This window comes from Halovivax limisalsi, assembly GCF_023093535.1.
In the GTDB taxonomy this organism is placed as follows: Archaea; Halobacteriota; Halobacteria; order Halobacteriales; family Natrialbaceae; genus Halovivax; species Halovivax limisalsi.
Genome location: NZ_CP095757.1, coordinates 2,369,042 through 2,395,863, shown reverse-complemented (window position 1 = coordinate 2,395,863; position 26,822 = coordinate 2,369,042). Strand labels below are relative to the sequence as shown.

At 66.5% G+C, this 26,822-nt stretch carries 26 protein-coding genes, 1 tRNA gene and 1 pseudogene; 15 read left to right on the top strand and 13 right to left on the bottom strand.

All coding sequences use genetic code 11. The features are described from left to right. Positions 1-119: 119 nt before the first annotated feature. Positions 120-3,122, top strand: coding sequence for a PAS domain S-box protein (locus tag MXA07_RS10975; RefSeq protein WP_247728645.1), 3,003 nt, complete (start codon positions 120-122; stop codon positions 3,120-3,122). Positions 3,123-3,344: 222 nt separating this feature from the next. Here MXA07_RS10975 and MXA07_RS10970 read toward each other — a convergent pair. The 3 genes from MXA07_RS10970 to MXA07_RS10960 form a co-directional block, all read right to left on the bottom strand. Then, a tRNA-Val gene (locus MXA07_RS10970) sits at positions 3,345-3,419 on the bottom strand. A gap of 57 nt (positions 3,420-3,476) precedes the next feature. Further along, positions 3,477-4,013 (bottom strand): cob(I)yrinic acid a,c-diamide adenosyltransferase, encoded by a 537-nt coding sequence (locus MXA07_RS10965; protein ID WP_247728644.1) that lies wholly within the window; start codon positions 4,011-4,013, stop codon positions 3,477-3,479. 66 nt (positions 4,014-4,079) lie between these two features. Next, entirely contained in the window at positions 4,080-4,283 is a 204-nt protein-coding gene (locus MXA07_RS10960; RefSeq protein WP_247728643.1) for a winged helix-turn-helix transcriptional regulator, read from the bottom strand. A gap of 263 nt (positions 4,284-4,546) precedes the next feature. Between MXA07_RS10960 and MXA07_RS10955 the strand changes: the two genes are divergently transcribed. After that, complete coding sequence (locus MXA07_RS10955) at positions 4,547-4,711, top strand: DUF7838 family putative zinc beta-ribbon protein (RefSeq protein WP_247728642.1); 165 nt, start codon at positions 4,547-4,549, stop codon at positions 4,709-4,711. A gap of 227 nt (positions 4,712-4,938) precedes the next feature. On the opposite strand, the gene MXA07_RS10950 is transcribed toward MXA07_RS10955, so the two are convergent. Continuing rightward, complete coding sequence (locus MXA07_RS10950; protein WP_247728641.1) at positions 4,939-5,391, bottom strand: response regulator; 453 nt, start codon at positions 5,389-5,391, stop codon at positions 4,939-4,941. 80 nt (positions 5,392-5,471) lie between these two features. Then, on the bottom strand, positions 5,472-6,962 hold the full coding sequence (locus tag MXA07_RS10945; protein ID WP_247728640.1) for a sensor histidine kinase: 1,491 nt from the start codon (positions 6,960-6,962) through the stop codon (positions 5,472-5,474). A 246-nt stretch (positions 6,963-7,208) separates the two neighbouring features. On the opposite strand from MXA07_RS10945, the gene MXA07_RS10940 reads away from it, so the two are divergent. From MXA07_RS10940 to MXA07_RS10910, 7 genes are all read left to right on the top strand, one after another. Further along, the gene (locus MXA07_RS10940; RefSeq protein WP_247728639.1) at positions 7,209-9,020 is read left to right on the top strand and encodes an NAD(+)/NADH kinase; all 1,812 of its coding nucleotides are present in this window, start codon (positions 7,209-7,211) and stop codon (positions 9,018-9,020) included. 219 nt (positions 9,021-9,239) lie between these two features. Further along, positions 9,240-10,181, top strand: coding sequence for a 1,2-phenylacetyl-CoA epoxidase subunit PaaA (gene paaA, locus MXA07_RS10935; protein WP_247728638.1), 942 nt, complete (start codon positions 9,240-9,242; stop codon positions 10,179-10,181). A gap of 2 nt (positions 10,182-10,183) precedes the next feature. Further along, positions 10,184-10,504: a 1,2-phenylacetyl-CoA epoxidase subunit PaaB gene (gene paaB / locus MXA07_RS10930; RefSeq protein WP_247728637.1), complete on the top strand. Its 321-nt coding sequence runs from the start codon at positions 10,184-10,186 to the stop codon at positions 10,502-10,504. Beyond that, complete coding sequence (gene paaC, locus MXA07_RS10925; RefSeq protein ID WP_247728636.1) at positions 10,504-11,421, top strand: 1,2-phenylacetyl-CoA epoxidase subunit PaaC; 918 nt, start codon at positions 10,504-10,506, stop codon at positions 11,419-11,421. Before paaB ends, paaC begins: the two co-directional genes overlap by 1 nt. A 41-nt stretch (positions 11,422-11,462) precedes the next feature. Next, positions 11,463-11,879: a 1,2-phenylacetyl-CoA epoxidase subunit PaaD gene (gene paaD, locus MXA07_RS10920; RefSeq protein WP_247728635.1), complete on the top strand. Its 417-nt coding sequence runs from the start codon at positions 11,463-11,465 to the stop codon at positions 11,877-11,879. 2 nt (positions 11,880-11,881) lie between these two features. Continuing rightward, positions 11,882-12,049: a 1,2-phenylacetyl-CoA epoxidase subunit PaaE gene (gene paaE / locus MXA07_RS10915; protein WP_247728634.1), complete on the top strand. Its 168-nt coding sequence runs from the start codon at positions 11,882-11,884 to the stop codon at positions 12,047-12,049. Between the two features lie 83 nt (positions 12,050-12,132). Then, a complete protein-coding gene (locus tag MXA07_RS10910) occupies positions 12,133-12,561 on the top strand; it encodes a PaaI family thioesterase (RefSeq protein ID WP_247728633.1) in 429 nt (142 codons plus the stop codon). Between the two features lie 97 nt (positions 12,562-12,658). Here the strand turns inward: MXA07_RS10910 and MXA07_RS10905 are convergent, their stop codons facing one another. Then, complete coding sequence (locus MXA07_RS10905) at positions 12,659-12,976, bottom strand: DUF7344 domain-containing protein (RefSeq protein ID WP_247728632.1); 318 nt, start codon at positions 12,974-12,976, stop codon at positions 12,659-12,661. Between the two features lie 260 nt (positions 12,977-13,236). On the opposite strand from MXA07_RS10905, the gene MXA07_RS10900 reads away from it, so the two are divergent. Then, positions 13,237-15,741 carry a GAF domain-containing protein gene (locus MXA07_RS10900; protein ID WP_247728631.1) on the top strand — a complete coding sequence of 835 codons (2,505 nt, stop codon included), beginning with the start codon at positions 13,237-13,239 and terminating at the stop codon, positions 15,739-15,741. 45 nt (positions 15,742-15,786) lie between these two features. Beyond that, positions 15,787-15,975, top strand: coding sequence for a helix-turn-helix domain-containing protein (locus tag MXA07_RS10895; RefSeq protein ID WP_282102553.1), 189 nt, complete (start codon positions 15,787-15,789; stop codon positions 15,973-15,975). A gap of 409 nt (positions 15,976-16,384) precedes the next feature. Here MXA07_RS10895 and MXA07_RS10890 read toward each other — a convergent pair. From MXA07_RS10890 to MXA07_RS10880, 3 genes and pseudogenes are all read right to left on the bottom strand, one after another. Further along, a pseudogene (locus MXA07_RS10890) lies at positions 16,385-16,852 on the bottom strand (GNAT family N-acetyltransferase); the annotation flags it as partial. Between the two features lie 39 nt (positions 16,853-16,891). Continuing rightward, positions 16,892-17,896 carry an LLM class flavin-dependent oxidoreductase gene (locus MXA07_RS10885; RefSeq protein ID WP_247728630.1) on the bottom strand — a complete coding sequence of 335 codons (1,005 nt, stop codon included), beginning with the start codon at positions 17,894-17,896 and terminating at the stop codon, positions 16,892-16,894. Positions 17,897-18,022: 126 nt separating this feature from the next. After that, entirely contained in the window at positions 18,023-19,297 is a 1,275-nt protein-coding gene (locus tag MXA07_RS10880; RefSeq protein WP_247728629.1) for a M24 family metallopeptidase, read from the bottom strand. 315 nt (positions 19,298-19,612) lie between these two features. Here MXA07_RS10880 and MXA07_RS10875 point away from each other — a divergent pair, with 315 nt between their 5' ends. Both MXA07_RS10875 and MXA07_RS10870 read left to right on the top strand, forming a co-directional pair. Continuing rightward, entirely contained in the window at positions 19,613-21,325 is a 1,713-nt protein-coding gene (locus MXA07_RS10875; RefSeq protein WP_247728628.1) for a thiamine pyrophosphate-binding protein, read from the top strand. A gap of 110 nt (positions 21,326-21,435) precedes the next feature. Next, on the top strand, positions 21,436-22,398 hold the full coding sequence (locus tag MXA07_RS10870) for an NAD-dependent epimerase/dehydratase family protein (protein WP_247728627.1): 963 nt from the start codon (positions 21,436-21,438) through the stop codon (positions 22,396-22,398). A gap of 182 nt (positions 22,399-22,580) precedes the next feature. On the opposite strand, the gene MXA07_RS10865 is transcribed toward MXA07_RS10870, so the two are convergent. Beyond that, positions 22,581-22,769, bottom strand: coding sequence for a hypothetical protein (locus MXA07_RS10865; RefSeq protein ID WP_247728626.1), 189 nt, complete (start codon positions 22,767-22,769; stop codon positions 22,581-22,583). Positions 22,770-23,200: 431 nt separating this feature from the next. Here MXA07_RS10865 and MXA07_RS10860 point away from each other — a divergent pair, with 431 nt between their 5' ends. Further along, the gene (locus MXA07_RS10860; protein ID WP_247728625.1) at positions 23,201-23,983 is read left to right on the top strand and encodes a mechanosensitive ion channel family protein; all 783 of its coding nucleotides are present in this window, start codon (positions 23,201-23,203) and stop codon (positions 23,981-23,983) included. A 39-nt stretch (positions 23,984-24,022) separates the two neighbouring features. On the opposite strand, the gene MXA07_RS10855 is transcribed toward MXA07_RS10860, so the two are convergent. Next, positions 24,023-24,460, bottom strand: coding sequence for a hypothetical protein (locus MXA07_RS10855; protein ID WP_247728624.1), 438 nt, complete (start codon positions 24,458-24,460; stop codon positions 24,023-24,025). Between the two features lie 278 nt (positions 24,461-24,738). Between MXA07_RS10855 and MXA07_RS10850 the strand changes: the two genes are divergently transcribed. After that, the gene (locus tag MXA07_RS10850; protein ID WP_247728623.1) at positions 24,739-25,209 is read left to right on the top strand and encodes a DUF1467 domain-containing protein; all 471 of its coding nucleotides are present in this window, start codon (positions 24,739-24,741) and stop codon (positions 25,207-25,209) included. A 111-nt stretch (positions 25,210-25,320) separates the two neighbouring features. Here the strand turns inward: MXA07_RS10850 and MXA07_RS10845 are convergent, their stop codons facing one another. Continuing rightward, a complete protein-coding gene (locus tag MXA07_RS10845; protein WP_247728622.1) occupies positions 25,321-25,908 on the bottom strand; it encodes an HD domain-containing protein in 588 nt (195 codons plus the stop codon). 5 nt (positions 25,909-25,913) lie between these two features. Beyond that, positions 25,914-26,594, bottom strand: a complete 681-nt coding sequence (locus MXA07_RS10840; RefSeq protein WP_247728621.1) for an EthD domain-containing protein — start codon at positions 26,592-26,594, stop codon at positions 25,914-25,916. Positions 26,595-26,822: the final 228 nt, after the last annotated feature.

The window sequence follows — 26,822 nt, the reverse complement described above, 5'->3', positions numbered from 1 at the left end:
TCGTCGGAATCGAAACCGTGGTACTCGGTCGGAACCGCCGGATCACTCCGTCGTGAGAACCTGAATTACCGACACGCTGAGGCGCCACCTTGAAATGGATCTCCCTCCTGACGTCAGCAATGACGCGGCTGTCGCTGGATCGGTCGACGATACTGGGCCGCTCCGGTCTCTTCGCGATCGGCGCGATCTATACCCTACTCGGGACGGGATACGCGGTCGTTCCCTGGACCGAGCACCCCCAATCCGTCGACATCATCATGCTCGTGCTGGTCACCGGACCAGGGATCCTCTTGCTCGCGGCGACCATCCGGCTCCCGCAATTCGACGTCTCTCCGACCGTCTATCCAGTTATCGCCAGATCGGTTCTCGGCGGGATCGGTGTGATGGCCGCGCTGGTCGGGTTCGTCGCACTCAGCGGGGAAATGGGGAATATGATTCAGAACCTCCTCATCCTCACCGCGCTCGGAAGCACCGCGGGGCTCGCAGCCGGGACGTACGACGCCCGGGCGCGATCGCGGACGATCACGCTCGAACGTCGGAACGAGGAACTACAGGAGACCAAGTCGGAACTGGAATCGACGCTCGAGCAGTTACGGGCCTCTGAGCAGCGGTATCGAACGCTGACGGAGAACTTCCCCAACGGCGCGGTCACGCTCGTCGACGAGGATCTCCGCTACCGAACCGTCGGCGGTAATCCCCTCGACGTGGCGGGCGTCACCGCCACGGAAGTCGAAGGGAAGCCGGTCGAGTCAGTCGTGCCGGAGCCCCTGGCCGACCAACTCGTTCCCAGCTACGAAGTCGCGTTCGACGGCGAGTCCAGCACCTTCGAAGTCGAACTCGACGGGCGGATCTTCCAGTTCCAGGTCGTGCCGGTCCGGGGCGACGACGGCGACGTCTTCACGGCGCTCGGGATGTCACAGGACGTCACCGAGCGCGAGGAGGCGAAACGCAAATTAGCCGATTCCGAGCGTCGCCACCGCACCCTCGTCGAGAACTTCCCCGGTGGGTCGGTGGGGCTGTTCGACGAGAGCTTCGAGTACACCGCCGTGGGTGGTCAGCTCGTGGATCGACTGGGCGTCGACCCCGACGACCGCATCGGACACAGCATCGCGGAGATCCACCCCGACGAGATGGTCGAACAGCTCGAACCGCACTTCGAGAACGCACTCGACGGCGAGGCCGATTCCTTCGAGATCGAGTACAGGGGTCGCCATCTAGACGCCCAGACGCTGCCGATACGAAACGCGACCGGCGAGGTCGACGCCGGAATGCTGGTGGTCCAGGACGTCACCGAGCGCCGGGAGTACGATCGGAAGCTCGAACGCTATCGGGAGTACACCAACCAAATCTTAAACGCCATCGACGACGTCTTCTACGTCCTGGACGCGGATGGGACCCTCGCGCGATGGAACGAAAGCGTCCGGGAGGTGACCGGGTACTCGGACGCCGAACTCGGCTCGATCCAGGCCCTCGAGCTGTTCGACGAGGACGAACACGAGACGATCGCGTCGGCCATCGCGGAGGTGTTCGAGACGGGAGGCTCGCAGGCCGAGGCGGAACTGCTCACGAAGGGCGGCGAGCGAATTCCGTACGAGTTCGTCGCCTCACGCCTCGAAGATCCCGACGGTAACCCGGTGCTCGCGGGCATCGGCCGGGACATTACCGAGCGCAAAGCGCGCGAACGAGCCCTCGAGGAGAGCGAGGCGAAGTTCCGGATGCTCGCGGAGAACTTGGACGAAATGGTCTGGATCTCCGACCCGGAGACGCGTGCGATCACGTACATCAATCCATCCTACGGGGAGATCTGGGGTCGCGATCGTCGTTCGCTGTACGACGATCCCACCGCGTTCCTCGAGTCGGTTCACCCTGACGACAGAGGTCGCGTGCGGCGGGCGTACGCTGACGTCCCCGACGAGGACTTCGACGACGAGTATCGGATCCGTCGGCCGGACGGGGAGGTTCGATGGCTCTCGGTCCGAGCCGGCCTCGTTTCGACCGAGGAACGCGACCGCGTCATCGGCATCGCCGAGGATATCACCGAACGCAAGGAACGCGAGCGGGCTCTGGAGGAGTCAGAACGACGCTACCGCACTCTCGTCGAGCACTTCCCCGACGGCGCGGTCGGGCTGTTCGACGAGAACCTCGAGTACACGGCCGTCGGCGGGCAACTCCTCGAGGAAACCGGCGTCTCGGCGGCGGACAGAATCGGCGATAGCGTCTACGACATCTATCCGGACGACCTCGTCGAGGAGATCGCGGATCACTTCCGGGCCGCGCTGGCGGGCGAGGCGCATTCGTTCGAGGTCGAGTACCACGACCGGTACCTCCACGCGTACACCCTCCCGGTCAGGAACGCCGACGACGAGGTCTTCGCCGGGATGCTGGTGGTCCAGGACGTCACCGAGCGCCGGGAGTACGAACGCAAACTCGAAGCGTCCAACGAGCGCTTAGAGCAGTTCGCCTACGCCGCCTCGCACGACCTCCAGGAACCGCTTCGGATGGTCTCCAGTTACCTGCAACTGATCGAGCAGCGCTACGGCGACGACCTCGACGAGGACGGGCAGGAGTTTCTCGCGTTCGCGGTCGACGGCGCCGACCGGATGCGCGACATGATCGACGGGTTGCTCACCTACTCGCGCGTCGATACAGACGCGGGCTCGTTCGAACCGATCGACCTCGAGGCCGTGGTCGCGGACGTCCGCCAGGATCTGGCGGTGAAGATCGAGGAGACCGACGCCGAGATCACCGCCGAGGATCTCCCGACGGTCTACGGCGACGGCGGACAACTCACCCAGGTGTTCCAGAACCTGCTCTCGAACGCGATGGAGTACAGCGGCGACGAACCCCCGCACGTTCACGTTTCGGCCGAACGGCGGGCCGACGAGTGGGTGATCTCGGTCGAAGACGACGGCGTCGGTATCGATCCCGAGGCCGCCGAGCGCGTCTTCGAGGTGTTCCAGCGCCTCCACACGCAGGACGAGCACAGCGGCACCGGCATCGGACTCGCACTCTGCGAGCGGATTGTCGAACGACACGGCGGCGACATCTGGGTCGAATCCGAGCGCGGCGACGGCGCGACGTTCTCGTTCACCCTCCCGGCAGTCGATTACCCGGACGAGTGAGACGCCCGCAGGCAGGCGCTGCGATTTCCAGGATTCGAGTCTCCCGTCACAATCTCTGGCAGACCGATCGACTCGCTTCGCTCGTCGACTGTTGTTCCGTCAGAAATGGGTTGGGGCGGATTCGAACCGAAGGTAGACGGTCGCCTCACTCCGTTCGGCGCTGGGACTTCCTGGGTTCAACTCCGGACCCATTTGCCGCTCACGAAATGTTCGCGGCAAAAGTGGGTTGGGGCGGAGTTGAACCGCCGACTTCCTCCGTGTGAAGGAGGTATCATAACCGGACTAGATCACCAACCCGGTACCAACTGCTACCGAACGGTCGCCCTTATACGTGTCGTTAGAACGCGACGACCCCTAGTACTCGGGTGCTTCCTCGACTTCCCCGTCTCGTTGATTCACCACCCGTGCGAACGTGAACAGGCCGTCGGAGAGTCGGTTCAGGTACTGGACGGCGTCCTCGTTCACGTCGGCGTCGGCGTTCCAGAGCGCGACGGCCCGTCGTTCCGCGCGCCGACAGACCGTCCGGGCGTGGTGCAGCCGCGAGCCGCTCTCGCTCCCCGTCGGCAGGATGAAGGAGGTCAGCGGTTCCAGTTCTTCGTCGTACGCGTCGATCCAGTCCTCGACCAGTTCCACGTGCTCGGCGTCGACCTGCGGGTCGTCGGCTTCGGGCTCGGGATTGGCGAAGTCCGCCTGGACCACGTGCAGGTGGTTTTGCGCCGCCGCCAGTTTCTCGTCGACGTCCTCGTGGCCCGTCGGTCGAATCGTCCCCAGGAGTGCGTTCAACTCGTCGACGGTTCCGTAGGCCTCGATGCGTTCGCTCGCCTTCGACACGCGAGACATGTCCCGAAGGTCCGTCTGGCCGTCGTCGCCGCGGCCGGTGTAGATGGACATACGCGAGCCAAGGCGTCGCCGGTCCTTAAGTTCGGGAGCCGATTCCCAGGCCGCCCAACTCCCGGCTCACCGCCTCGGCGCGACTATTCCGCGGCCCGGTGAGCAGTTCTCGGAGTCGACGATGCCGAAGACGTCGAGCGCGGCGTCGGCTTCGAGCTGCGAAATTCGGTTGCTGACGGTGCGCGGAGAGACGTCGACCGCCTCGGCGATATCCGTCGTCGTGTTGTTCCGCGCGTCCTTCTGGAGCAGGTGGATGATTCCCTTGTCCACCTCGTCGAGCCGGTCCGGGACATTTCCCTGCCGCTACGCCCGCGCTCACAAAGAGGGTTGGCGCGACGGGAGATTTGCCCGACTTGAGAGCCACAATCGCCCCGAGGCGGACCACCGCCACCCCGACGCTGGTCGTCGACAGCCCGCGAGGCGAACGTTCGACCACGAGGTCACTTCCGGATGGGGGCCGCGCGCCGCTCGAGCGCTCCGAAGGTGTCCGTGAAACCAACACACTCAATTTCGTCGGCTACCGAAGCCCACGCATGAGCCTCGAACTCGAACACGAGTGTCCCGACTGCGGCGGCGAGAAGGTCTTCTACCGCGCCGCGAGTACGGAGGTCCACCTCGGCGAGAAAGTCAAGTGGCACTGCCCGGATTGTGCGTACGGATTCGTCAGGATCGACGGCATCGACTCCTCGACGGCCTGACCCCGAAGGCGGAGTTTCTGCCCGCCCGACTCGTCCCCGGTGTCTTCGATCGAGGCGGGGCAATCGGTCCTCTCGCGGAGCGGCGAAACCGAGCGCGTCCTCGAGGCGTTCGTCGACGACGAAACCGTCACTGACACGCGGTAAGCCCGCGGGCGCGAGATCGGAGACTGGAGTCGATGGCTGTGAGTGGAACACGTCCAGCAGGACCGGCCGGTCCAACCCACCGATCACGTCGGCGACTCGATTTCGGCGTGTTCGCCGGGCGGGACCGTTCCGGAGTCGGCGACAGAGCGGACGACCGATCCGATCAGCGAGATGAACTCCTGGGGATCGACCGGTTTGACGGCGTACCCGTCGGCACCGAGCGCCAGCGTCTCCCGGATGTGCTCGTCCGACCGGGAGCCGGACAGGACGAGCGTCGGCATCGGACACGACGCCGACGCCGCCTGGAGAGCGGCGAGCACGTCTCGACCGGTCCGTTTCGGAATGTTTAGATCCAGCAAGAGGAGGTCCGGTTTCGCGTCGGCCGGCGGATCGAGCAATCGATCGAGGGCCGCTTCTCCGTCGGTGACGACGGTCGGTTCGATCGGTACGTCGCTTTCGTCGAGACCGTTCTCGATCAACCGGACGTCGCCTTCGTTGTCCTCGACGATCAGGACCGAGAGCGGTAGATCACTCATCTAGTATCGGCCGCCAGCAGTTAGTTGGTCGGCTGCACTGATTCGAACGCCGCTGGCGATGGCTGGACCGGCCGTCGACCTCACGGACCGGCCGTCGGGAGGGTGAAGTGAAACGTCGTCCCCTCGCCGGGCTCGGAATCGACCCAGATGTCGCCGCCGTGCGCGTCGACGATCTTGCGACACAGGGTGAGTCCGATGCCGGTCCCCTCGAAGTCGCCGTTCGAGTGGAGGCGATTGAACAGCTGGAAGATCTGGTCCTCGTAGTCGCGGTCGATCCCGATCCCCTCGTCTTCGACCGCGAACACGCACCGGTCGCCCTGCCGTTCGGCCGTCACCGAGACCGACGGCGGGCCGTCGCCGGCGTACTTGATCGCGTTCGAGAGGAGGTTCGAGAACAGTTGCTCGAGTTGCTGGGCGTCGCCCTGGACCACCGGCAGCGTTCCGACGTCGATCGCGGCGTCGGTTTCCTCGATACATACCTGGTGGTCGGTTAGCACGTCACCGACGACGGACGCCGTCTCGACCGGCTCCGCGTTCGCGTCGTCGATGTCGATTCGGGAGTACGCGAGGAGGCCCTCGACCATCTCGCGCATCCGGTCCGCACCGTCGACCGCGAAGTCGATGTACTCGCTCGCGTCCTCGTCGAGCGCGTCGCCGTACTGGCTCTCGAGGAGCCGGAGGTAGCTCGAGACCATCCGCAGGGGCTCTTGCAGGTCGTGCGAGGCGACGTAGGCGAATCGCCTGAGTCGCTCGTTGGACTCCGCGAGTTCCTCGACGGTGTCGCCGAGTTCGGCGCGGGCCTGTGATCGGTCGACGAGCGTGTTGAGCATCCGCTCGACGTCCCGGCTCGGCTCGTCGGGTCCGAAGAACTCCGCCGGCGGCGTGTAGTAGAAGTTGTGACAGACCGTCCCCTCGTAGACGATGTGGGGGTGCGTTCGGATGACGTCGGTGAGAACGTCCGGTGGAATCCGCTCGCGATCGTAGTGACAGAGGGCGATGCAGTCCTCGCCCTCGAAGAGTTCGTTCACGCGGCTCTCGTAGGCCATGAAGTCGTCGACCGTCGCGTAGTCGTCGAGAATGAAGTTCGTGTTCGCGGTGACGCGAAGGCCCGGATACTGGTCTTTGGCCTCCTCGATCGCGTCGCCGTAGACGGAGAGCATATCGTCGGGGTCGAACCGACCCGTGCGGAGGTACGTCTCCTCGAGGGAGTGAAAGGTCAGTTGTCCGGATTCGAGGGCTCCGTCCACGTCCACGTCGCCGCCGCGGAGCTCGGCGAGGATCTCGGCCTTCGAAAGGACGTCGTGGACGTACATGACGCGCTCGCCGCGCTCGATCCCCTGGCGGACGAACGGGGCGACCGTCGCGAACCGTTCCTGGCGGTCCTCGTAGAATAGCGCGATGTGCTCGCAGGTAACCATCTGGTCGAGATCGTCGAGCGGTTCGACGGTCCCGCGGAACTCCGGGCTCTCGCGGAGGGCTTCGAGGCCACTTTCTATGGTGAGCGGGTCCCCGCGCGTCGTTTCGGTGGGGGCCGATTGTAGCGAAGCGGGCGGCGGTGCCTCGTGACTCATCGTCAGGGAACTGGCCGCCGACGGATAAGTAAGCTATGTCGCGAAAGATTACCTGATCGATGTGTGGACATACGCGAATCCCTCCCACTCTGGTCGTCGATTCCCCTTCGCGAGGAGTCGACGGTCGGTTCTCGATCGCGACGGGAGGTCGGCCGATACCCCCACGCAGCCGTCGAAGTCGCCCGACGGCGCGTTGACGCGGGCGACAGTACTTTATTCGACAGCCTCCACACCCAAGACGACAGGATGCAGGGACGCAGGCTGGCGACGACGGACGAGGTGATCGCGATCGTCAGTCCGGACGCCGGCGGCGCGCTCGGACGGCTGGAGGCGTGGTGTACCGACCGGGGAATCGGGCTCTCGACGGTCGACGTCGGTGACGACATCGCGAGGGTCTACGACGAGAACCGCGCGACGCTCGGGGTCACGCTCGGCGGTGACGGCACCTTCCTGGAGGGGATCAAGACGTTCGCGCCGCGGAACGTGCCGTTGCTCGGCATCGACCTGGGGACGCTCTCCTTTCTCGCCAGGGTCGACCCCGACGACATGGAAGCGGCGCTCGACGAGGCGATCCACGGGCGGGCGCGGGTCGAGAGTCGCCAGCAGGTCGCGATCGAGGCGCCGGGGATGGAAAGCACGGGGATAAACGACGTCATGATCGAGCACGTCCCGCCCGAGAGCCCCATCGGACGCAAGGTCACGACGCTCGACGTCGCGGTCGACGACGAGTACGTCGGTACGTTCGAGGGGACCGGCCTCGCCGTCTCCACGCCGACGGGGTCGACCGGCGTCTCGCTGTCGGCCAACGGGCCGCTGCACTACCCGGCGAACAACTACGCGATGCAACTGGTTCCCTTACAGACCCACGCCCTCGGCGTGCGGCCGATCGTCTGCGCGTCGACCGCCGAGATTCACGTCCAGGCTGGCGGCGAGACGAACCTCACCGTCGACGGCGGGCGCGATCACACCGTCCTCGAGCCGAACGACGACGTGCTGATCACGGGCGCGGACACGCGCGCGCACATCGTCCGTACCTCCTACGGGTACGGCTTTTTCACCGCGATCGCGAAGAAACTCGGCTGGTCCATCCGCGACGCGGACGCGGAACCGCCCGCGGGGTTCAGCCGGCGCGCCGAGGCCCGACCGGAGTCCATGCTCGAACGCGCCCGTCGGATCGCGATCGAGGCCGCCCACAGCGCGGCGGAACCGCTGTGTGAACTGCACGGCCGCGTCGAGGATATCACGTACAAATCCGACAAGTCGGACATCGTCACCGAGGCCGACCACCAGGCCGACCGGATCATCTCGACCGTCATCGCCAACGAGTTTCCCGATCACGCCATCGTCTCGGAGGAGAGCGAGGGCAGCGCCGGCGCGGACGAGCGGGCGTCGACGCGATCCGCCGGTGCGGCTGACCTCCCCGACGGGATCGAATCCTATCAGGACGGAACCACCGCCGACACGACCGACCTCGACGAAGCGTTGCCGTCCGACCGGCCGACGTACACCTGGGTCGTCGATCCGCTCGACGGAACGGGCAACTTCGCCCACGGGAACCCGAACTACGCCGTCTCGATCGCGCTCGTGGCCGACGCGGAGCCCGTCCTCGGCGTGGTCCACGTCCCGGAAACGGGCGAGACGTTCAGCGCGATCACGGGCGAGGGCGCCTACGCCGACGGCACGCCGCTGGGGACGACCGACCGGTCCCGCCTCGACGAGAGCATGCTCCTGTCGGGGTACGACCCGGACGGCTCGTTCCTCACCCGGTTCTACCAGGAAGCCCGCGGCGTTCGCCGGCTGGGCTGTGCCGCCTTGCACCTCTGTTACCTCGCCAGCGGCAGCGCGGACGCCATCTGGGAGTACGACACCTACCCCTGGGACGTCGCCGCCGGCATCGTGATCGCGCGCGAGGCGGGGGCGACCATCACCGACGACGCGGGCGACCCCTACCCGTTCACCCTGGAACGCAACGGCCGGGCGCCGCTTCTGGGATCGAACGGCCCGCTCCACGACCACTTGCTCGAGCATCTGGCGGAGGCGCCCGGCACCGACGACTGACCGGCTCACCGACTCGTACTCCGGCGCGCGGTCGGCCGCACCGAAAACTGGTGCAGCGATCTCGTTCCCCCTCGCGTCTGTCGACGGGCCGCGATCGTCACGACGCTCCGGGATCGGCTCGGAACGACAACGGTTCGGTGACCGGCCCCGGTAATATTTAAAACCCGTATATACACGGGAGAATTGCTTACGGGACGGCACCAGTAGCTAGGCCTAGCAATGGACGTCGAAACCGTCAAAGAGCGGGCGGCGCCGCGGGCGTTCTCGCCCGCCGACGACATGCCCGAGGAGTACCGCGAGGCGGCGACGCGGATGATCCAGTTCCACGCCAACAGCGAGATTATGGGGGCGTACCTGGAGAAGCCGTTCATCCGCCAGGCGCCGTCGATCGACCGCAAGCTGGCCTTCTCCGCGAAGGTTCAGGACGAGATCGGCCACGGACAGCTGCTCTACCGCGCGGCGGAGTCGCTGGGCATCAAGACGCGCGAGGAGATGCTGGACGAACTGGCCAACGGGGAGGGCAAGTTCCTCAACTGTTTCCACTATCCGATGGAGTCGTGGGCCGAGGTGCCGATGATCGCCTTCTTCGTCGACGGCGCGGCGATGCGCCGGCAGGCGACGCTGAAGTCCTCGAGCTGGGAACCTTACGCGCACGCGATGGACAAGGTGTGCTTCGAGGAGGGCTTTCACGTCAAGCACGGCGAGGACATCATGGCCCGCATGGCGACGGGTTCGCGCAAGGAACAGCGGATGCTCCAGGACGCGTTCGAGGAGTGGTGGCCCCGCATCATCCAGTTCTTCGGCCCGACCGACGACCAGTCGACCCACCACGACTTCTCGGCCGAAGTCGGACTCAAGCAGAAGACCAACGACGAGCTGCGAGACGCCTTCCTCGACGCCTACGTCCCGAAGGCCAAGGCCTACGGCCTCGAGATTCCGGAGTACCCGCGAATCCGCGAACTCGGCGACGGCAAGTACGACGTCGAGGAAGACGACCTCGACTGGGACGAGTTCTTCACCGTCTCGAAGAACGAGTACGAACCCGGCAAGGGTCAGATCGACGCGCGCAAGGCCGCCCAGGAGGCCGTCGACTGGGTCCGCGACACGATCGACGGCGACGCCAACCTGCCCGGAGGCCAAGCGGCCCCGGCTGCTGACTGACCATGATCTGGGAAGTCTTCCGCCAGGAGAAAGCCGGCGACTACCACACCCACTGCGGGAACGTCCACGCGCCCGACCGCGAGATGGCAAAGCAGTTCGCGGTCATCCAGCACGGCCGGCGCAAGCCGACCGAGAGCCTCTGGGTCGTCCCCCAGGCGGAAGTAGGTGAAGTGGACGCCGACGAGGTCGCCTTCGGCGGCACGACCGACAAATCCTACCGCTGGGCGATGGCCTACACCTCCAGCACCGAACACGCCAAGGAGGTCATCGAGTCCGAGCGCGAACAGTCCGAGGCCGAGAAACGGCGAGGGGGTGACGACTGATGGCGACCGCCGAGACCGAACTGACGGCCGACCAGCGCCTCGCGCTGGAGACCGAACTCCGCGCGCTGGCCGACGACGAGTTCGTCCTCGCCGAGCGCTACACCGAGTGGCAGGTCCACGCGCCCACGCTCGAATCCGACCTCGCGCTCGCGAACATCGCCCAGGACGAACTCGGCCACGCGCGCCTCTGGTACGACCTGCTCGAGGACCTGGGCTACGACGAGACCGACCTCCTATGGGAGCGCGACCCCGCGTCATTCCGCCACGCCGCCCTCGCGGAACTGCCGTTCCCCGAGGGCGAGTGGGCGGACGCGATCGTCCGCTCGTACTGCTTCGACGTCGCGGAGGGGCTTCGTCTCGAAGCCCTCGAGGGGTCGAGCTACCCCGGTATCGCGGACCGAGTGGGCAAGATCCAGCGCGAGGAGGGCTACCACACCGAACACGCCGAGAACTGGCTCGAGCGGCTGGCCGACGGCGAAGCGGGATCCGACCACCTCCAGGCCGCCGTCGACCGGCTCTTTCCGCACGCCCTGGCCCTGTTCGTCCCGGCCGAACCCGTCCCGTTCGGTGCCGAGACCGTCGACGGGGACGGACCGGGAGCCGACTACGCGGACGCCGACGCGCTCCCCGACGCCGCGGCCGTCGAGGAGACGATCGTCGACGAGGGCTACCGCACCGACTCGCTCGCCACGCTCGGCGAACGCTGGCTCGACCGCGTCGTCCCGACGCTCGAATCCCACGGGCTCCGGACGCCGGTGCCGGCCGACGGCGAGATCACAGACGAGCTTCTGCCCGACGCGACCGGCCGCGACGGGACCCACACCGACCACTGGCACGCTCTCTACGAGGAGTTCACCCACACCTACCGCGAACTCGGCCGCGACGACGCCACGACGATCATGGACCGCCCCGAATGACGAACGACCGGCGGCGAACTCGCGCACACGACACTCCGAACATGACACCCGAAACCCACCCCGAGACCGACGCGACGCCCTGCGCCTACACCGAGTACCGCGAGGGCCCCGCAATCGACGACCTGCCCGCGACCGGCGCCGACGCCACCGGGCTCGAAGCCGACGTCTGGGACGCCCTCTACGCGGTCGAAGACCCGGAGATGCCCGTCAGCATCGTCGACCTGGGTTTGATCTACGACGTCGCGGTGGCCGACGGAACCGTCCACGTCGACATGACGCTGACCTACAGCGGCTGTCCCGCGCGCGATATGCTCCAGGACGACGTCAGGGAGGCCGTCGAGTCCGTCGAGGGCGTCGACGACGTCGATCTCCGGCTGGTCTGGAGCCCGGAGTGGTCCGTCGAACTGGTCACGGAATCGGGCACGGAAGCCCTGCGAGAATTCGGACTGAGCGTCTAACCATGAGAGGGTTCGATCCGAGCGTATCGACGAGCGGGGAGGAATCGGGCGCCGAGTGTCCGTACTGCGGTTCGACGGAGACCGAGCGCGAGCACCCGAAGGGGCCGTCGCTCTGTCGCTCCATGCACTTCTGTAACGCCTGCGAGCAGCCCTTCGAAAAGTTCGAGTAGGTCACTCGACGCCGACCACTGATGGCGACGGATTTCGAACCGTTTCTATTCCTTTTATGAGTTAGCCGTCGATACCTGCAAGTATGGACACGCAAGCGTTCTTCGAGGGGATGCCGTTCGCGTCGTTGCTCGGAATCGAGGTCACCGAGTGTGCGGATGGCCACGCCGAAGGCGAACTGGAGATGACCGAGGAACTCTCCTGGAACGAGGATCGGCTGATGGCCCACGGCGGCGTCACGTTCACGCTCGCCGATACAGTCGGCGGCGCGGCGCTGGTCTCGCTGGTCGATCAACCGGTGCCGACGATCGACATGCGCATCGACTACCTGAACGCGGGCACCGGCGACCTCTACGCGGAGGCGGACGTCGTTCGGCAGGGCGGCGACGTCGGCGTCGTCGACGTGGACGTCTATGCGGCGGACGACGGCGAGACTCCATCGGAGTCTCGAGAAGACGGCGCAGCCGTCGGATCGCTCATCGCGGACGCCCGCGGCGTCTACAAGACCGGATAGTCCGTCCGTCTCCACCCACGGAGTCATCTCGAATTCTCTTCACGCGTCCCGTCACCGCTGAACGTGACGGGAGGCCTCGACCGATACCGAGGGTGGCTCAGAGCGACCGGCTTTCGACCAGGGTGGTCGTCGGGTCGTAGTCGACGACGCCGAGTTCGTCCATCACGGGCAAGTGACAGTGGTGGAGCGAGATTCGCACCGTCCGCAGCGCTTCGTCCGGCGGGTCCGCCCGGCCGTGTTCGGCGACGGCGAGCAGGTTCGCCAGTGCCGAACAGGAGATCGGGGCGGTTCGATTCGACAGGATCGCGAGCACGCGACGCCGACGCTCGGAGGAGAGCAGTCGGTGGCGTTCGGATTCGTCGAGGTCGGTCCGTGCAGCGAGTTCGATCGTCGGTTGGGGTTGTGCCTGTGTCATGTCGATGGATCGTCGGTGGGTCGTCTGACAGTACCGTTCGGGTCAATCCGGTGGTACGGGGACCAATTTCGTATTACGAACAACGATGGCGGTGACCCTAAGCGGAAAGCCCCAACGATTGGGGGCGGTTCGCGTGACCGTCGTCGGCACCCCGATCGATTCGGTCGGCACGGGTGTGGCTGAAACGACCGTCCGAATTCGTGACCGTCCCTGCGTCCGCCGGCGGAGGGTTAACGGACGACCCGTTCGTCGGACCGGTCATGAACAACCCGTCGCTTACCGAGGCGCTCCGGGAGACGCTCACCGCGTTCGACGGGAGCACGGAACCGCTGACGACCGTCGAGGTCGCCCAGCGGCTCGACGTCGGTCGCCGGTCGGCCTACGAGCGACTCGAACGCCTCGCGGATCGGGACGTCATCGAGACGAAGAAAGTTGGAGCGAGCGCCCGCGTCTGGTGGTCCACGCCCCGGGAACGGGGCGAGTCGCGCGAATCGACCGACGCCCACCGAAACTGTCAGGTTTCGAATACCGCGACGCAGTTCGACCGGTTCGTCGAGGCCGTTACGGAGTACGCGATCTTTACCCTCGATCCGGACGGCCGCGTCGAGAGTTGGAACGCCGGCGCCGAGCGGATCAAAGGCTACGCCGCGGACGAGATCGTGGGTCGACACATCGAGACCTTCTACACCGACGAGGCCGTCGCCGACGACGTCCCGGAGCGAAACCTGGCGGCAGCTGCCCGCGAGGGATCGATCGAGGACGAGGGCTGGCGCGTCCGCGCCGACGGGAGTCGGTTCTGGGCGAACGTCACGATCACGGCGATTCGAGCGCCGGACGGGACCTTGCAAGGCTATACGAAAGTGACCCGCGATATGACGGACCGACGCAACTACGAACGCGAACTCGAGGATCGGGCCGAACGCTTCCAGCGGCAGCGAGACGAACTCGAGCGCGAACTCGAGGCGGTCTTCTCGCGAATCTCGGACGGCGTCTACGGACTCGACGAGGACCGGCGGTTGACGTACGCGAACGCGCAGGCGAAGTCACTGCTCGACGTGGACGCCGAGGTGCAAGGAGTGCCACTCGAGGAGGCTGTCGACGTGACGGAGACGTTCGACGCGGCCCTCGAACGAGCGCGCGCCCGGCAGGAACCGATCGTCGAGGAAGAGCAGTACGGTCCGTCGGAAACCTGGTTCGAGTACACGATCTACCCGTCCGAATCCGGCGTCTCGGTGTACGTGCGCGACGTCTCGGCGCGAAAACGCCGCGAACGCCGCCTCCGAAAGCGCGTCGAACAGCAGGACGTGATCGCTCGGCTCGGCCAGCGCGCCCTCGACGTACACGACCTGGACGCGTTGCTCGCGGATGCGGCGGAGGCGGTCGCCGAGACCCTCGATAACGAGTACTGCAAGGTTCTGGACCTGCGGGCGGACGACGACGAACTCCTGTTGCGCCAGGGCGTCGGCTGGGACGAGGGGATCGTCGGCGAGGCGACGGTCTCGGCGACGGCGAACGAGTCGCAGGCGGCCTACACGCTCGCGACGGACGAACCGGTCGTGGTCGAATCGCTGGCCGACGAGGAGCGCTTCAGCGGACCCGCCCTGCTCACCGATCACGACGTCGAAAGCGGCATCAGCGTCGTCATCGGCCAGTCGGACGACCCTTGGGGCATTCTCGGCGTGCACGACACCGAGGAGCGATCGATCAGCGAGAACGACGCCAGCTTCGTCCGGGCCGTCGCAGCGATCCTCGCCTCGGCGATCGACCGGAACGGCTACGAGCGCGAACTCCTCGAACGGCGAGAGCGACTGGAAGCGATCAACGGGCTGAACGAGGTCGTCCGCGACCTCACGAACGCCATCATCGACCAGTCGACGCGCGAGGAGATCGAGCGCACGGTCGTCGAACGACTCGCCGACGCGGAGAGTTACGAGTTCGCCTGGGTCGGCGACGCCGATCTCGACACCGGGACGGTAACGATGCGCGCGGAAGCCGGCGTCGAGGATTACCTCGACGGGACGATCATCTCGATCGATCCGGACGACGCGCACAGCGCGGGTCCGACGGGGCGGGCGTTCCGAACGGGGACCGTCCAGGTGACCCGCGACGTCGACGCGGACGAGCGCTACGGCCCGTGGCGCGATCACGCGGCCACGCACGACTTCCGCGCTTCGGCCGCCATCCCGATCGTCCACGAGGAGACGGTCTACGGCGTTCTCAACGTCTACGCCGATCGGCAGCAAGCGTTCGCCGACGAGGAGCGCGCCGTCGTCGAACTGATCGGCGAGGTGATCGGCCACGCGATCGCGGCGACCGAACGAAAGCAGGCGCTCGTGAGCGACGAGGTCGTCGAACTCGAATTTCGCCTCCCGAACGCGTTCCGAACCGTCGACGCCGACATCGACATGGCGGGATCGATCACGGTCGAAAACGTCGTCCAGCGCGCGGCGGACGAGTTCTCGGTCTACGGAACGGTGACGCCGGACGGCGTTTCGTCCCTCGAAGCGCTCGCCGAGTCCGCCCCGGACTGGTACGATCTCACGATTCGGCGATCGGACGAGACGATTCGATTCGGGGTGCGCCTCTCGGAGCCGACGATCCTCTCGACGATCGCCAGCCGGGGCGGGTACGTCGAGGAGGCGGTCGTCGAGGACGGCGCCATCCAGCTGACGGTCCAGCTCTCGCCCCACGTCGACGTCAGGGCGTTCGTGTACGCGATGGAATCCATCCGGCCCGAGATCGAACTCCTGCGTCGAACGCAGTGAACCCGCTCGCCCGACGGTTCGAACGGCACCGGCGCCGGGCCGGGAATCGACCTCACAAAGCAGCAACGACGCAGTCTGGAGACGGCCTACTACGAGGGGTTCTTCGAGTGGCCGCGAGACGTTTCCGGCGAGGAGGTCGCATCGTCGCTCGACATCGCCCCGTCGACGTTCCACCAGCACCTGCGCAAAGCCGAGCGAAAAGTCTTCGACTCGGTACTCCCCGTGAGCGCCTGATCCGGGTAGCAGTGTCCCACGGTGGTCGGAACAGCCGGCTCGGAGGGCGTCGGCCTCAGCAGGGACCGCTCGGACGACGGGACGTCGGGTCGGTCGTTCCACGGCGATCGCGGGACGGTGGGTTCGCAAACGAGGTGTAGTGGAGTGTCTACCGCTGACGTGCCGCGCCGGGTGCGACCCATCAGTTATCTCCACGCCGATCGCCCTAAGGCCACGCTAGAAGATATTGGGCTCGAAACGGGGAGGCATCGACAGCACTCGAGAGTGATCGCTCCCGCTCCGGACTCGAAACCGGCGACGCCGGGAGCCTCCGTCGGTGGAAGAGACCGAGCGGGTCAACCAGTCGATTCGAGGGCGGGCGTCCCCGAACGGCCGGTCGACCGCCGAGGGCCGCTCGGCGACGACCCGGTTACGACGATCGCCCGTCGAGTCGCTTGTCCATCTTGTAGCGTCGGACCTCGTATCCGCACGATTCGTAGCAGGCCCGGGCGGTCCCGTTGCGTTCGTCGACCGAGAGCGTCGCGTACTCGCAGTCCCGGGAGTCGGCCCACGATTCCGCGCGATCCATGAGCGCCGTCGCGATGCCCGACCCGCGGTGGTCTGGGGAGACGTAGACCTCTCCGATCGTCGCTTCGCGGTCACGAGCAAACACCGGCGGCGATTCGTCGACCCGTATCACCGTGGAGCCCGCGAATTCGTCCTCGTCCGTCGCGATGAACGTTGCCGTTTCGGGATCTTCAAGGTTCGACTGTCGGTAGGCGCGGGCGTCCGCCCGGACGTCCTCGGCGAGGGCGTTGTACGGGTCGAGCTCGGCCATTTCACGCGCGAACGGGAGCCAGAGCTCTTCGATCAGCCGGTCGACGTCGGCGGCTCGAAGGGGCCGAAAGCACTCGCGGTCCGTCCGAAACCCCTTCCATCACAGGTTCGGCGCGACGTCCTCACCCAGACGGGTCACGCACTCTGTCAGCGCCTCGGTCCCGGTGCCCGGATGGTACGTCCGGAAAATGAAGTGGATGTCGTCGCCGAGCGCATCCCGGTAGGCCTCGAGTTCCTCGGTCACCTGGTCGGGCGTCCCGAAGATGGCCTGCTCTTTCAGCTCCCGTTTGCGCTCGTCGTCGAGTTCGGCCACGGGTTCGCCGGAGAAAATCTCCGCGTAGCGACGCTGGATGAAGAGATAGCCCTCGCGCATTGCCTCCCAGGCTTCCTCGCGCGAGTCGTCGACCCAGCCGTGCTGGAGGACGTATATCGTGAAGTCGCCCTCGATCCCTTCGTCGTCGCGGACGCTCCTGATGTCCTCGACGCGCTTGCGAACGCCCTCGACCGACAGCGATGAGGGTGCACACCAGCCCTCGGCGGTCCTGGCAGCGCGCCGGACGGCCGGTTTCGAGGCCCCGCCGAGCATCAGCGGGACGTGGCCGTCGTCCGGTTTCGGCGTGATCGAAACGTCAGTCGGCACGTCGTGGAACTCTGACTCGTAGTCGAGTTCGCCCTCGCTCCAGGCGCCACGCAGGAAGGGAACGAGGTCGGCCAGGCGCTCGGCTCGTTCCGCGCGAGGGACGCCGAAGACGTCGAACTCGCGGGGGTTCGATCCGATCGCCAGTCCGAGGGTGCTCCGGCCGCCCGAGAGGAGATCGACCGTCGCGGCGTCCTCGGCCAGGTGGATCGGATCGTACAGCGGCCCGAGCGCGACGCAGGAGCCGATCTCGATCTCGTCGGTGGCCGCGGCCATCGCGCCGAGGGTCGGCAGCGTGCCCGAGAGGTACTCGTCCTCGAGGAAGTGGTGTTCGGAGACCCACGCGCTGTCGAGGCCGACGTCTTCGATCGTCTCCGCGAGGGACAGGATCTCGTCGTAGATCGCACTCGACGGGCGATCGTCGTCCGGTCGGCGCTGTGCGGTAAAGAGCCCGGTGCCGAGTTGCATACGCGAACAAACCGGCGGCGGCCATAATACGTTTCCCATCCGGTGAGCGTCAGCCCGTGGAACCGGTCGACGACCGGACCGAGACGATCCGGACCGCCGACGCCGTGCGTGTCCGGCGCCCGGATCTCAGTAGTCGATCGCCGTGATCTCCTCGACGGGCCACTGGCTGAGGATCTCGACGCCGTTCTCGCGGACGACGACCATCTCCTCGACGCGGACGCCCTGGCGGTCGGCGGGTTCCTGGGTCTCGACGGCCATCGTCATCCCCTCCTCGATCTCGATGGGATGGTCGGGCGAGAGGCCGCGCCAGATGAGCGGCACCTCGTAGAGCTGGAGGCCGAGGCCGTGGGCCCAGTGGTTGGTCGTCAGCTGCCAGTGCTCGTCGGCGTCGTAGAAGTCCGCGTGCTCGCCCGCCATGTCCGGAAACCCCTGCGCGATCTCGTCGGTCGTCGCCCCGGGCTCGATCCGTTCGAGGACGTCGTAGAGGTTATCGCGGGCGGTTTCGTAGGCATCCTGCTGGGCCCGAGTCGGCTCGCCCATGGAGAACGTGCGGTAGTAACACGAGCGGTAGCCGAGGTAGCCGATATTGTACATATCGGCGTAGACCAGGTCGCCCGGGCGGATCATCCGGTCCGTGGTGTTTGCCTGGTGCTTGGGCCAGGTGTTCGGCCCCGAGGTGAGGTAGCCGCCGCCGACGAACGCGCCGTGGCGCCAGAGTTCGGAGACGGCCTCGCCCCAGACTTCCGTCTCGCGCTTCCCCGGACGGGCGGTCTCCGTAATCGTCTGGAACCCCGCCTCGCAGATCGCCGCCACCATCCGCAGACATTCTATCTCGTCCTCGGTTTTCACCTTCCGTGCGTCCTCCATGACGGCGTTGCAGGTCTCGACGTCGACCTCGACGCCCGCGTCTTCGAATCCGGAGACCAGACCCGAGTTGCCGACGTCGAGGCCGAGCGTCTCGTTCGCGACGCCGTACTCGTCCATGGCGGTCGTCACCGTCTCGACCATCTTCGAGAGCAAGAACCGCCGCGCGGAGTCGCTGCCCGACGCCCGCGGGACGTTGCCGAGTCCGGGACAGGCGTACCGGACGTCCTGCAGCCACGGACAGTTCGCACGCTGGTTGCTCGCGTGATCCGCCGTGTCCCAGTGGACGACGTCGCCCTCCTCGGTCAGGAGCGTGTAGTGGTCCGCGCCGCTCCCGCCGGTCATCGCGAGTCCGGTGACGTAGCGGATGTTCGGATCCGAAACCAGCAGCATCGCGCCGAGCTCGGTCTCCTGCAAGCGCTCCAGGGCGCGTTCTTTACGATCCTCGCGCAGCCGCCGAGTGTCGATGCGACCCTCCCAGTCGACCGCCTGCGTCCCCAGGGTCCCCTCCATGTAGTCGCGTTCGTGGAACGTCATCGCTAGTCGATTCGGTCGCGCGACCGGCCAAAAAGCCTACCGTTCGGTCGTCGGGGCAGCGGACCGTTCGACCGACAGCGGAGACACGTCTGACCCTCCACGTCGCGCGCCACCCGTTTCGTTCCGGGTCGTTTTGATCCGGCATCAATAGAGCAAAGGCCCCGTACAATCGAGTACGGGTATGCATCCGTTGTGGGGAGTGAGCCCTTCGACTATCGGGATGGGAGAGACGGGACGCCACAATCCGTCGACCACCGGAGCTGGTAGGACGAGACACGACGACCGTGCCGATGGCGTGACGGAGGTGGCGAGTCGATGACCAAGACGACCGAAGCCATCGTCGAGACGCTCGAAGCGCTGGACGTCGAGTACGTCTTCGGCTACCCGGGCGGTCGCGTCATCGAGGTGCTCGACGAACTGCCCGACTCGTCGATCACGCTCGTGCGCCCGCGCGACGAACGGGAGGCAAGCGTCATGGCCGAAGTCCACGGGCGCCTCACGCAGGGACCCGGCGTGCTCACCGGACAGGGGCCCTGGATCGGCAGTCTCGGGGCGATCGGTCAGATGGAAGCGCGACTGTCCTCCTCCCCGATGGTCGTCATCACGGAGGCCTCCGAGCGCGGGCAGTACTCGACGCTCGCCCCGTACCAGCAATCGCGCGGCGACTACGGCGGGCTCGACCTGCCGAACATCCTCGATTCGATCACCAAGGAACACTGGTTCCCCCGCTCGGGGCCGGAGACGATCCGCAGCCTCCAGCTCGCGTTCAAACACGCCGTCGCGGGCCGACCGGGACCGACCGCCGTCATCCTCGACGGCGACGCCGTCCACGAGGAACTCACCGGGGACGCGACGCCGCCCGTCTGGGACGCCACAGCGCAGGTCGAGACCTGGAAATCCGCTCCGGCCGCGGGCGACCTCGACGAGGCGGCCGCCGCGCTCGCGGACGCCGAGCGCCCGGTCATCGTCGCGGGCAACGGCGTCCACGCGGCCCAGGCCTACGACGAACTGCAGGCGACCGCCGACGCGTACGACGCCGTCGTCGTCACCTCCTACCTCGGCAAGTCGACGATCCCCGAGACGCACGAGCTGGCCGGCGGCGTCATCGGCTCGTTCAGCCACGAAGGCGCGAACCAGCTGGTCAGCGACGCGGACGTCCTCTGCGTGGTCGGCTGCCGACTCAACCCGATGGACACCAACTGGCAGGCCCCGTCGTTCATCCGCCCGGACGAACAGACGATCGTCCACGCCGACATCGACGCCCGAAACGCCGGCTGGGTCTACCCCGCCGACGTCGGCCTCGTCGGCGACGCGACCCACGCGCTCGCGGGGCTCGCCGAGCGCGCTGACGACGATGCGGGCGCGGAGCCCGAGGCGGCGCGCGACCGCGCTGCAGACGCCAGCGAGGACTTCCACGCGCCAGCCTGCGATTCCGACGCGTCGCCGATCAAACCGCAGCGAGCGGTCAAAGAGATCGAGGCCGTCGTCGACGCCGGCACCATCGTCACCGCCGACTCCGGGAACAACCGATTCTGGCTGCTCAACTACCTCCAGACGCCGGGCGTTCGCACCTACTTCGGGAGCGGCGGCGTCGGCGGGATGGGCTGGTCGGTGCCGGCGGGCGTGAGCGCGGCGCTAACGACCGATCGCGACGTGATCTCCGTCGCGGGCGACGGCGGCTTCGCGATGACGATGAACTCCGTCGAGACCGCCGTCGAGTACGGCGTCGCGCCCACCTTCGTCGTCCTCAACGACACGAGTCTTGGGATGGTCCGCCAGATGCAGGAGGCGGACGGTGACATCGCCGGCGTCGAGTTCCACGACACCGACTTCGTCCGCGTCGCCGAGGCGTTCGGCGCCGTCGGCGAGCGCGTCACCGACCCCGACGCCCTCGCGACGGCGCTCGTCGCCGCGAAGGAGCGCCGCGACGTGCCGACCGTCATCGACGTCCGCATCGACCGCGACGAAGCGATGGAAACGGAACTGACCTCCTCGTTCTACGAGGAGGTCGGCGGCCTCCACGAGTAACCAGCCCGATACCAAGTCGGGCGGTATCGTGGACGCGGTACTATCGTCCCGTGCCGTCGGCGGTCCAATCTGGATACACTTTTTACGGTGGAGCGGATTTTCTCGGACGAATGTCCGACGAAACTGTACTCGTCACCGGGGGCACCGGCTTCATCGGCTCGTACGTCTGCGCCGACCTCCTCGAGCACGGTCACGACGTCGTTGCGTACGATCTCTCGACCGATACGCAGATTCTCGAGAAGCTGGACGTCGCCGACGACGTCGAGGTCGTCCGCGGTGACGTGAGCGACCCGACCGACGTCGTCCGGACCGTTCGCGAAACGGGGTCGACCCGGATCGTCCACCTCGCCGCGATGTTGACGACGACGGCCCGGGAGCATCCGCGCTCGGCGATCGACGTCAACGTCATGGGGACGAACAACGTCTTCGAAGCCGCCCGCACGCTCGACGACCAGGTCGAACGCGTCGCGTGGGCCTCCTCGGCCGCGGTCTTCGCCCCGCCGGCGAACTACGACGACGACTGGGTCACGGAGGACGACCTCGTCTATCCCGACACGCTCTACGGCGCGACGAAGGAGTACAACGAGCACCAGGCTCGCGTCTACCACGAGGACTACGGCCTCGACCACGTCGCGCTGCGGCCGACGGTGGCGTACGGACCGTACCGAGAGACCGGCGGCTCCGCCTTCCTGGCGAACATCATCGAGAAACCCGCCCTCGGGGAGTCCTTCAGCGTGGAGTACGGCGATCAGGTCATCGACTGGCAGTACGTCGAGGACATCGCCCAGGCGTTCCGCCTGGCCGCCTTCGCCGACGAGTCGGCCCTCTCCCGACGCGTCTACAACGTCCGCGGCACGGTCGCGACGATCCGCGAAGCCGTCGAGACGGTCAGGGAGATCGTTCCCGACGCGGACCTCACGGTCAGCGACGACGGCGAACTCCCCTGGACCCAGTGCCTCGACATGACGGCGATCCAGGACGATATCGGCTACGACCCCGACTACGATCTCGAAACCGGCTTCCGGACGTACATCAACACGCTGCGCCGCGACGCCGGACTCGAACCGGTCTGAATCGGTTCGGACACGTCGGTCGGTGACCCCGGTTCGAACCGGTCGGCTCGACGGTCGTCGGTCACGCCTCGTCGCGCTACGGGCGTCTGCAAGAAGGTTCCCTGATCCGAGTCTGGAAAAGCCGGTCAGAACGCCGCGAAGGAGCTCGGTCGTCCGCGGACGGACCGATGGCCGCCGGCGACTTATTTCTCCGTGGATTCCGGAAGGGCCGTGTCGGTATCCATGATTCGAAGGTCGCCATCCCCGCACGGACACCCGGCTTCGGACCCGATCCCCAGCGGCCGAATTTCGCCGTCGGATCGGCGACGAACGGCGTGAACGGTCCCGCAGGTTTCACAGATCGCCGCCGCCCGTTGGTTGTTCTCGGTCATCTCCACTATTACTGTGTGAGGATACGGGTTAATCGTTGTTCACGGTGAACGCGACAGACACTCCACGCGATCAGTTCGTATGCATAGTTACCGACACGCCGGTAATATCCGCGAAATATGACGATAAATATACACCGAATCGGTCACGATCTTCACACTATCGGAGAAGTCGCGTATCATTTCAAGAACGTTGGTTCGGATTCTAATCTGTGATTATCTGGCGTGTGACACCAGCCCACCTGACCGCGGTGAAGCGAGAGCAACGAAGACGGCCTCTGGTCGCCGTGTTCGACCGGAAACGCGGTCGACGTCGCGACCATCGACGTAATCGGTAGTTCAATCGATTGCCACCGTCGTCCGAGCGATCGTTTCAGCGGCCGTTTTTTTGTAGCCGCACAATTACGAAACCTGGGGCGGGACTGTCTGTGGGTATGGAAGAGACACAGATCGTCCTCCAGCAAGTCGACGTACCGGAGTACCTGCAGGATCCGATCGCGGAGATCGTCACGTTCCTCCCGCGACTCGTCGGCGCCGTCGTCATCCTCCTGATCGGATGGATCGTCGGCCGCCTCGCCGGCCGCGTCGTGCGCGGGATCGCGGATGGCGTCGAACTCGATCGGATGGTCCTGGAGACGCCGCTCGGTCGTATCCTCGGCGGGACCGAACGAGCAGTGTCCGGCGCGTTCGGCAAGCTCGCGAAGTGGTTCGTCTACGCGCTGGCGATCCTCGCCGCGGCCAACGCGCTCGCGATTCCGACGCTGTCGGAGTGGATCGCGACGGCCGTCTCGTACCTGCCCGCGTTCATCGCTGGACTGGTGGTCATCACGCTCGGCTTCGTCGTCGCGGACTTCGTCGGCGACGTGATCGAGCGGACTCGTTCGGCGACGGGTGATGTAATGACGAGCTGGTTCGCAAGCGGCGCGCGCGTATTCCTTTACGCGACGGCGCTGGTCATCGGCCTCGATACGATGGGGATCGACGTCGGCATCCTCTACGTCTTCGCGCGCGCACTCGCCTGGGGCCTCGCGGCCGCAGTCGCAATCGGTGCCGGCATCGCGCTGGGCTGGGGCGGCAAGGACTACGTCGCCGAGAACATCGATCGCTGGATGGGTCGGGCGGACGCGATGACGCCGGAGGAATCGACGACGGCCACCGATCGAACCGGCACCGGCAGCCCCGACCGCGGGACGGAACGCGGCGATACGGACGACTGAACCGCGACAGCGCCAGTCCCACCGTCGATCGCCGGTCGATTACCTCGCCGTGATGGGTTTCGAGGGCCGGTCGTCCGGGTCCGTTCCGGGCGGAAAGAGCGGTCGAACCGGGACGGCCACGAACGATTTGACCAGTCGACCGTCGATCGATCGCCACTTCGTCACCGTCGCGAGCGCGTGCGTCTCCTCGTACGCCGCTTCGATCCGATCGAGGACGGTCCGGAGGTTCGACGGATCGAAGCGATCCGTCCGGACCGGATCCGACACGGCCGCGAGGCGCGACCGACGCGCGTAGACGTCGAGTCGACCCTCGAAGACGCGTTCGAGGGCTTCGACGTGTTCCGCGACTCGCCCGTCGGTCGCGCCTCGCCGGCCGACGGGAAACGACACGTAGGCCTGGTACCGATCGGGCTCCCCGGTGACGTGTCGCTTCCAGGCCGTCCGGAGTTCCGAGCGGAGTCGTCCGCGCAGCGTCATCGCCACACGCTCCGGCCGGCGTGGTAACCGATCGTTAGCCGATTCGCCGGGTCGCGGTCGGCGAGGAGACGATTGTTTGACCGGCGGTTCGATGGGGTCGCCAGACGGGGAGGCGTACCAGCGACGCGTCCACGCTGATGGGGGCCGACGGTTGGGCGGGCCATTGTCTCGTTGACGTGGTCGCATGGTGGGGTAATACGTCCTTTGCTTGTCGACGCTCACGATCGCGTGAGAGTCGTCTCAGCCGTCCTATCGGCGCTTCGCGAGAGTTTTGTGTAATGGCTCGCTACCACAGCGCAGTGATCCTCCCTCGCCTTCCCCCGCGACTGATGATCGTCGGGTCGGTCGCGCTTACGATCGCCGGCGCGGCCGTCGCCACCGACCCGACGCCGTCGGCCCGAACGCTGGCCGCCTTCGGACTCGTCTCGATCGGCGTCGCCGGCCTCACTCGCGCGCTGGTCCATCGATCGGTCGACGCGCTCGAACGCGCGACGAAACGGTGGTGGATCGCGGCCTTCGTGACCTTCGTTCCCTACGGACTCGCGACCGCGCCGTCGACGGCCGCCGCAGCGACGGTGGGCGACCCCCTGAGCGGCCCGCTGGCGAGTGCGGCGCTGGAGAGCATCGCCGGCGGGCTCGTCCTCTGTGCGGTGACCGTGACCGTCCTGTACACCATCGCGCGCCACGGAATCCACCCGGGTGCACCGACGCCCGAAGAGCGGATCCTCGAGGATCCGTTCGACGATTGAGGCGGCGTCGGCGATCGGGCAGCGCCGGAAATCGGTACCCGAGATCGGACAGCAAGAGACGGAGGCCGAGAACGGACGCCGACGAAGCGGGCGGACGGGCGTAGCGTAGATTCAGGACGTCTGCGAGTACTCCTCGACCCACTCCTGCAGCGTGATTCCCATCGCGGCCTCGGTGATCGCGTTCGAGGACGCCGAGTTCGCGCTCTTGACCAGTTCCGCTTCGAGCGTCCGCGTCGGCACCTCGCCCAGGAAGTGCGGGATCGCGCGCTGGACGTCCAGGGGACAGCCCACCTCGTGGGCGAGCGCGTAACCCGAGATCGAGTGCGGGACCTCCTCGCTCACGTAGGTCGGATCGGGGTCGGCGAGCAGGTCGTCGTCGACGAAGTCGGGGTACTCGTAGCACTTGCCGACATCGTGGAGGAGGCAGGCGGCGACGATGACGTCGAGGTCAGGGTCCGCGCCGTGGAACTCGCGCTGGAGCTCGGCGGACTCGATCGCGATCTTGGTGACGCCGCGGACGTGCTCGACGTTGCTCACCTCGTGGATGTTCCACGCGTAGGGGATGTCCGTGACGTCCCGCCAGCCCCCGCGTTCGAGGCCGAGCGTCCAGGCCTCGACGACCCGATCCCGGAGGGCCTCGTCCGCGATCTCGGCGAGTTCCGGGAACGCCTCGCGGACCTGCGCGTCGAAGTCGGGCACGTCGATCACCGCCGGTCCGCGCGGACGCGTTCCTGCCCGATGAAGCGCGGGCGCTCGTCGATCGCGAGGAAGTTGTCGACGTCCTCGCGGGCCTTCTCGGCCATCTCGCCGACCGCCTCGTAGTCCCGGGACCCCTCGCTGCCCAGCGCGTCGTAGAGGTCGTCGATCTCCGAAAAGTACAACTCCGCGATGCCGTCGAAGGGCTGGGCGGCGGGATCGGTCGGGACGACGGTGTCGTACTTCACGACGCCGGTGATCTCGCGCGCAATCGGCGTGTGGTTGTGCTGCCAGTGATCGATGAAGGCCTCGTGGGTGAGGTCGTCCTTGCGAACGAGGAACGCAGAGTGCTTGTACAGCTCGTCGGAGTCGCCGTCGACCTCGTCGCGCTGGACGATCGGCTCGCCCGCCATGCCGCGCTCGGCCGCGATGGCCTCGGCGAGGTCGCCGCCGGTGTCGGTGACGAGGGAGTCTGGGTCGGCGACGGCGGACCGGTAGGATTCCTCGTCCGCGAAGAAGAACTCCGCCAGGCCGTCGAATTCCGCGTGCTCGGGCATCGTCGGCAGGACCTCGTGATAGCGGACGACGCCGTCGATCCGGGCGGCGAGGTCGGCGGCCTCCCAGCGGTCGACGAACGCGTCGTGCGAGACGGCCTCGTCGCGAGTCAGCAGTGCAACGTGTTTGTGCATAGTCGAACGTTCACGACGGGGCAAATAAATCGTACCGATACGGGTTGGTTTGTTTGGGAAACGATTGTGGCAGGGTCAGTGTAGGACTTCCCGTACCCCAACATCACCGCATGGCGTGTCCCCAAGGGGACAGAGCCAAAAAATTACACAGCCCCCGCCCAACCCCGCACCGCGATTCTCCAGTAGAACCAGTCGAAACGGACCTCTTTACGGGATGCTATAACTCTG

Bases quoted from the DNA above. Each gene is read 5' to 3' on its own strand.
- paaE (WP_247728634.1), top strand. From the start codon at position 11,882: ATGAGAGGGTTCGATCCGAGCGTATCGACGAGCGGGGAGGAATCGGGC.
- MXA07_RS10910 (WP_247728633.1), top strand. From the start codon at position 12,133: ATGGACACGCAAGCGTTCTTCGAGGGGATGCCGTTCGCGTCGTTGCTC.
- MXA07_RS10965 (WP_247728644.1), bottom strand. From the start codon at position 4,013: ATGTCCATCTACACCGGCCGCGGCGACGACGGCCAGACGGACCTTCGG.
- MXA07_RS10900 (WP_247728631.1), top strand. From the start codon at position 13,237: ATGAACAACCCGTCGCTTACCGAGGCGCTCCGGGAGACGCTCACCGCG.
- MXA07_RS10875 (WP_247728628.1), top strand. From the start codon at position 19,613: ATGACCAAGACGACCGAAGCCATCGTCGAGACGCTCGAAGCGCTGGAC.
- MXA07_RS10870 (WP_247728627.1), top strand. From the start codon at position 21,436: ATGTCCGACGAAACTGTACTCGTCACCGGGGGCACCGGCTTCATCGGC.
- paaD (WP_247728635.1), top strand. From the start codon at position 11,463: ATGACACCCGAAACCCACCCCGAGACCGACGCGACGCCCTGCGCCTAC.
- MXA07_RS10840 (WP_247728621.1), bottom strand. From the start codon at position 26,594: ATGCACAAACACGTTGCACTGCTGACTCGCGACGAGGCCGTCTCGCAC.
- paaA (WP_247728638.1), top strand. From the start codon at position 9,240: ATGGACGTCGAAACCGTCAAAGAGCGGGCGGCGCCGCGGGCGTTCTCG.
- MXA07_RS10885 (WP_247728630.1), bottom strand. From the start codon at position 17,896: ATGCAACTCGGCACCGGGCTCTTTACCGCACAGCGCCGACCGGACGAC.
- MXA07_RS10940 (WP_247728639.1), top strand. From the start codon at position 7,209: ATGCAGGGACGCAGGCTGGCGACGACGGACGAGGTGATCGCGATCGTC.
- MXA07_RS10950 (WP_247728641.1), bottom strand. From the start codon at position 5,391: ATGAGTGATCTACCGCTCTCGGTCCTGATCGTCGAGGACAACGAAGGC.
- MXA07_RS10975 (WP_247728645.1), top strand. From the start codon at position 120: ATGACGCGGCTGTCGCTGGATCGGTCGACGATACTGGGCCGCTCCGGT.
- MXA07_RS10955 (WP_247728642.1), top strand. From the start codon at position 4,547: ATGAGCCTCGAACTCGAACACGAGTGTCCCGACTGCGGCGGCGAGAAG.
- MXA07_RS10850 (WP_247728623.1), top strand. From the start codon at position 24,739: ATGGCTCGCTACCACAGCGCAGTGATCCTCCCTCGCCTTCCCCCGCGA.
- MXA07_RS10855 (WP_247728624.1), bottom strand. From the start codon at position 24,460: ATGACGCTGCGCGGACGACTCCGCTCGGAACTCCGGACGGCCTGGAAG.
- MXA07_RS10880 (WP_247728629.1), bottom strand. From the start codon at position 19,297: ATGACGTTCCACGAACGCGACTACATGGAGGGGACCCTGGGGACGCAG.
- paaB (WP_247728637.1), top strand. From the start codon at position 10,184: ATGATCTGGGAAGTCTTCCGCCAGGAGAAAGCCGGCGACTACCACACC.
- MXA07_RS10865 (WP_247728626.1), bottom strand. From the start codon at position 22,769: ATGACCGAGAACAACCAACGGGCGGCGGCGATCTGTGAAACCTGCGGG.
- MXA07_RS10860 (WP_247728625.1), top strand. From the start codon at position 23,201: ATGGAAGAGACACAGATCGTCCTCCAGCAAGTCGACGTACCGGAGTAC.
- paaC (WP_247728636.1), top strand. From the start codon at position 10,504: ATGGCGACCGCCGAGACCGAACTGACGGCCGACCAGCGCCTCGCGCTG.
- MXA07_RS10905 (WP_247728632.1), bottom strand. From the start codon at position 12,976: ATGACACAGGCACAACCCCAACCGACGATCGAACTCGCTGCACGGACC.
- MXA07_RS10945 (WP_247728640.1), bottom strand. From the start codon at position 6,962: ATGAGTCACGAGGCACCGCCGCCCGCTTCGCTACAATCGGCCCCCACC.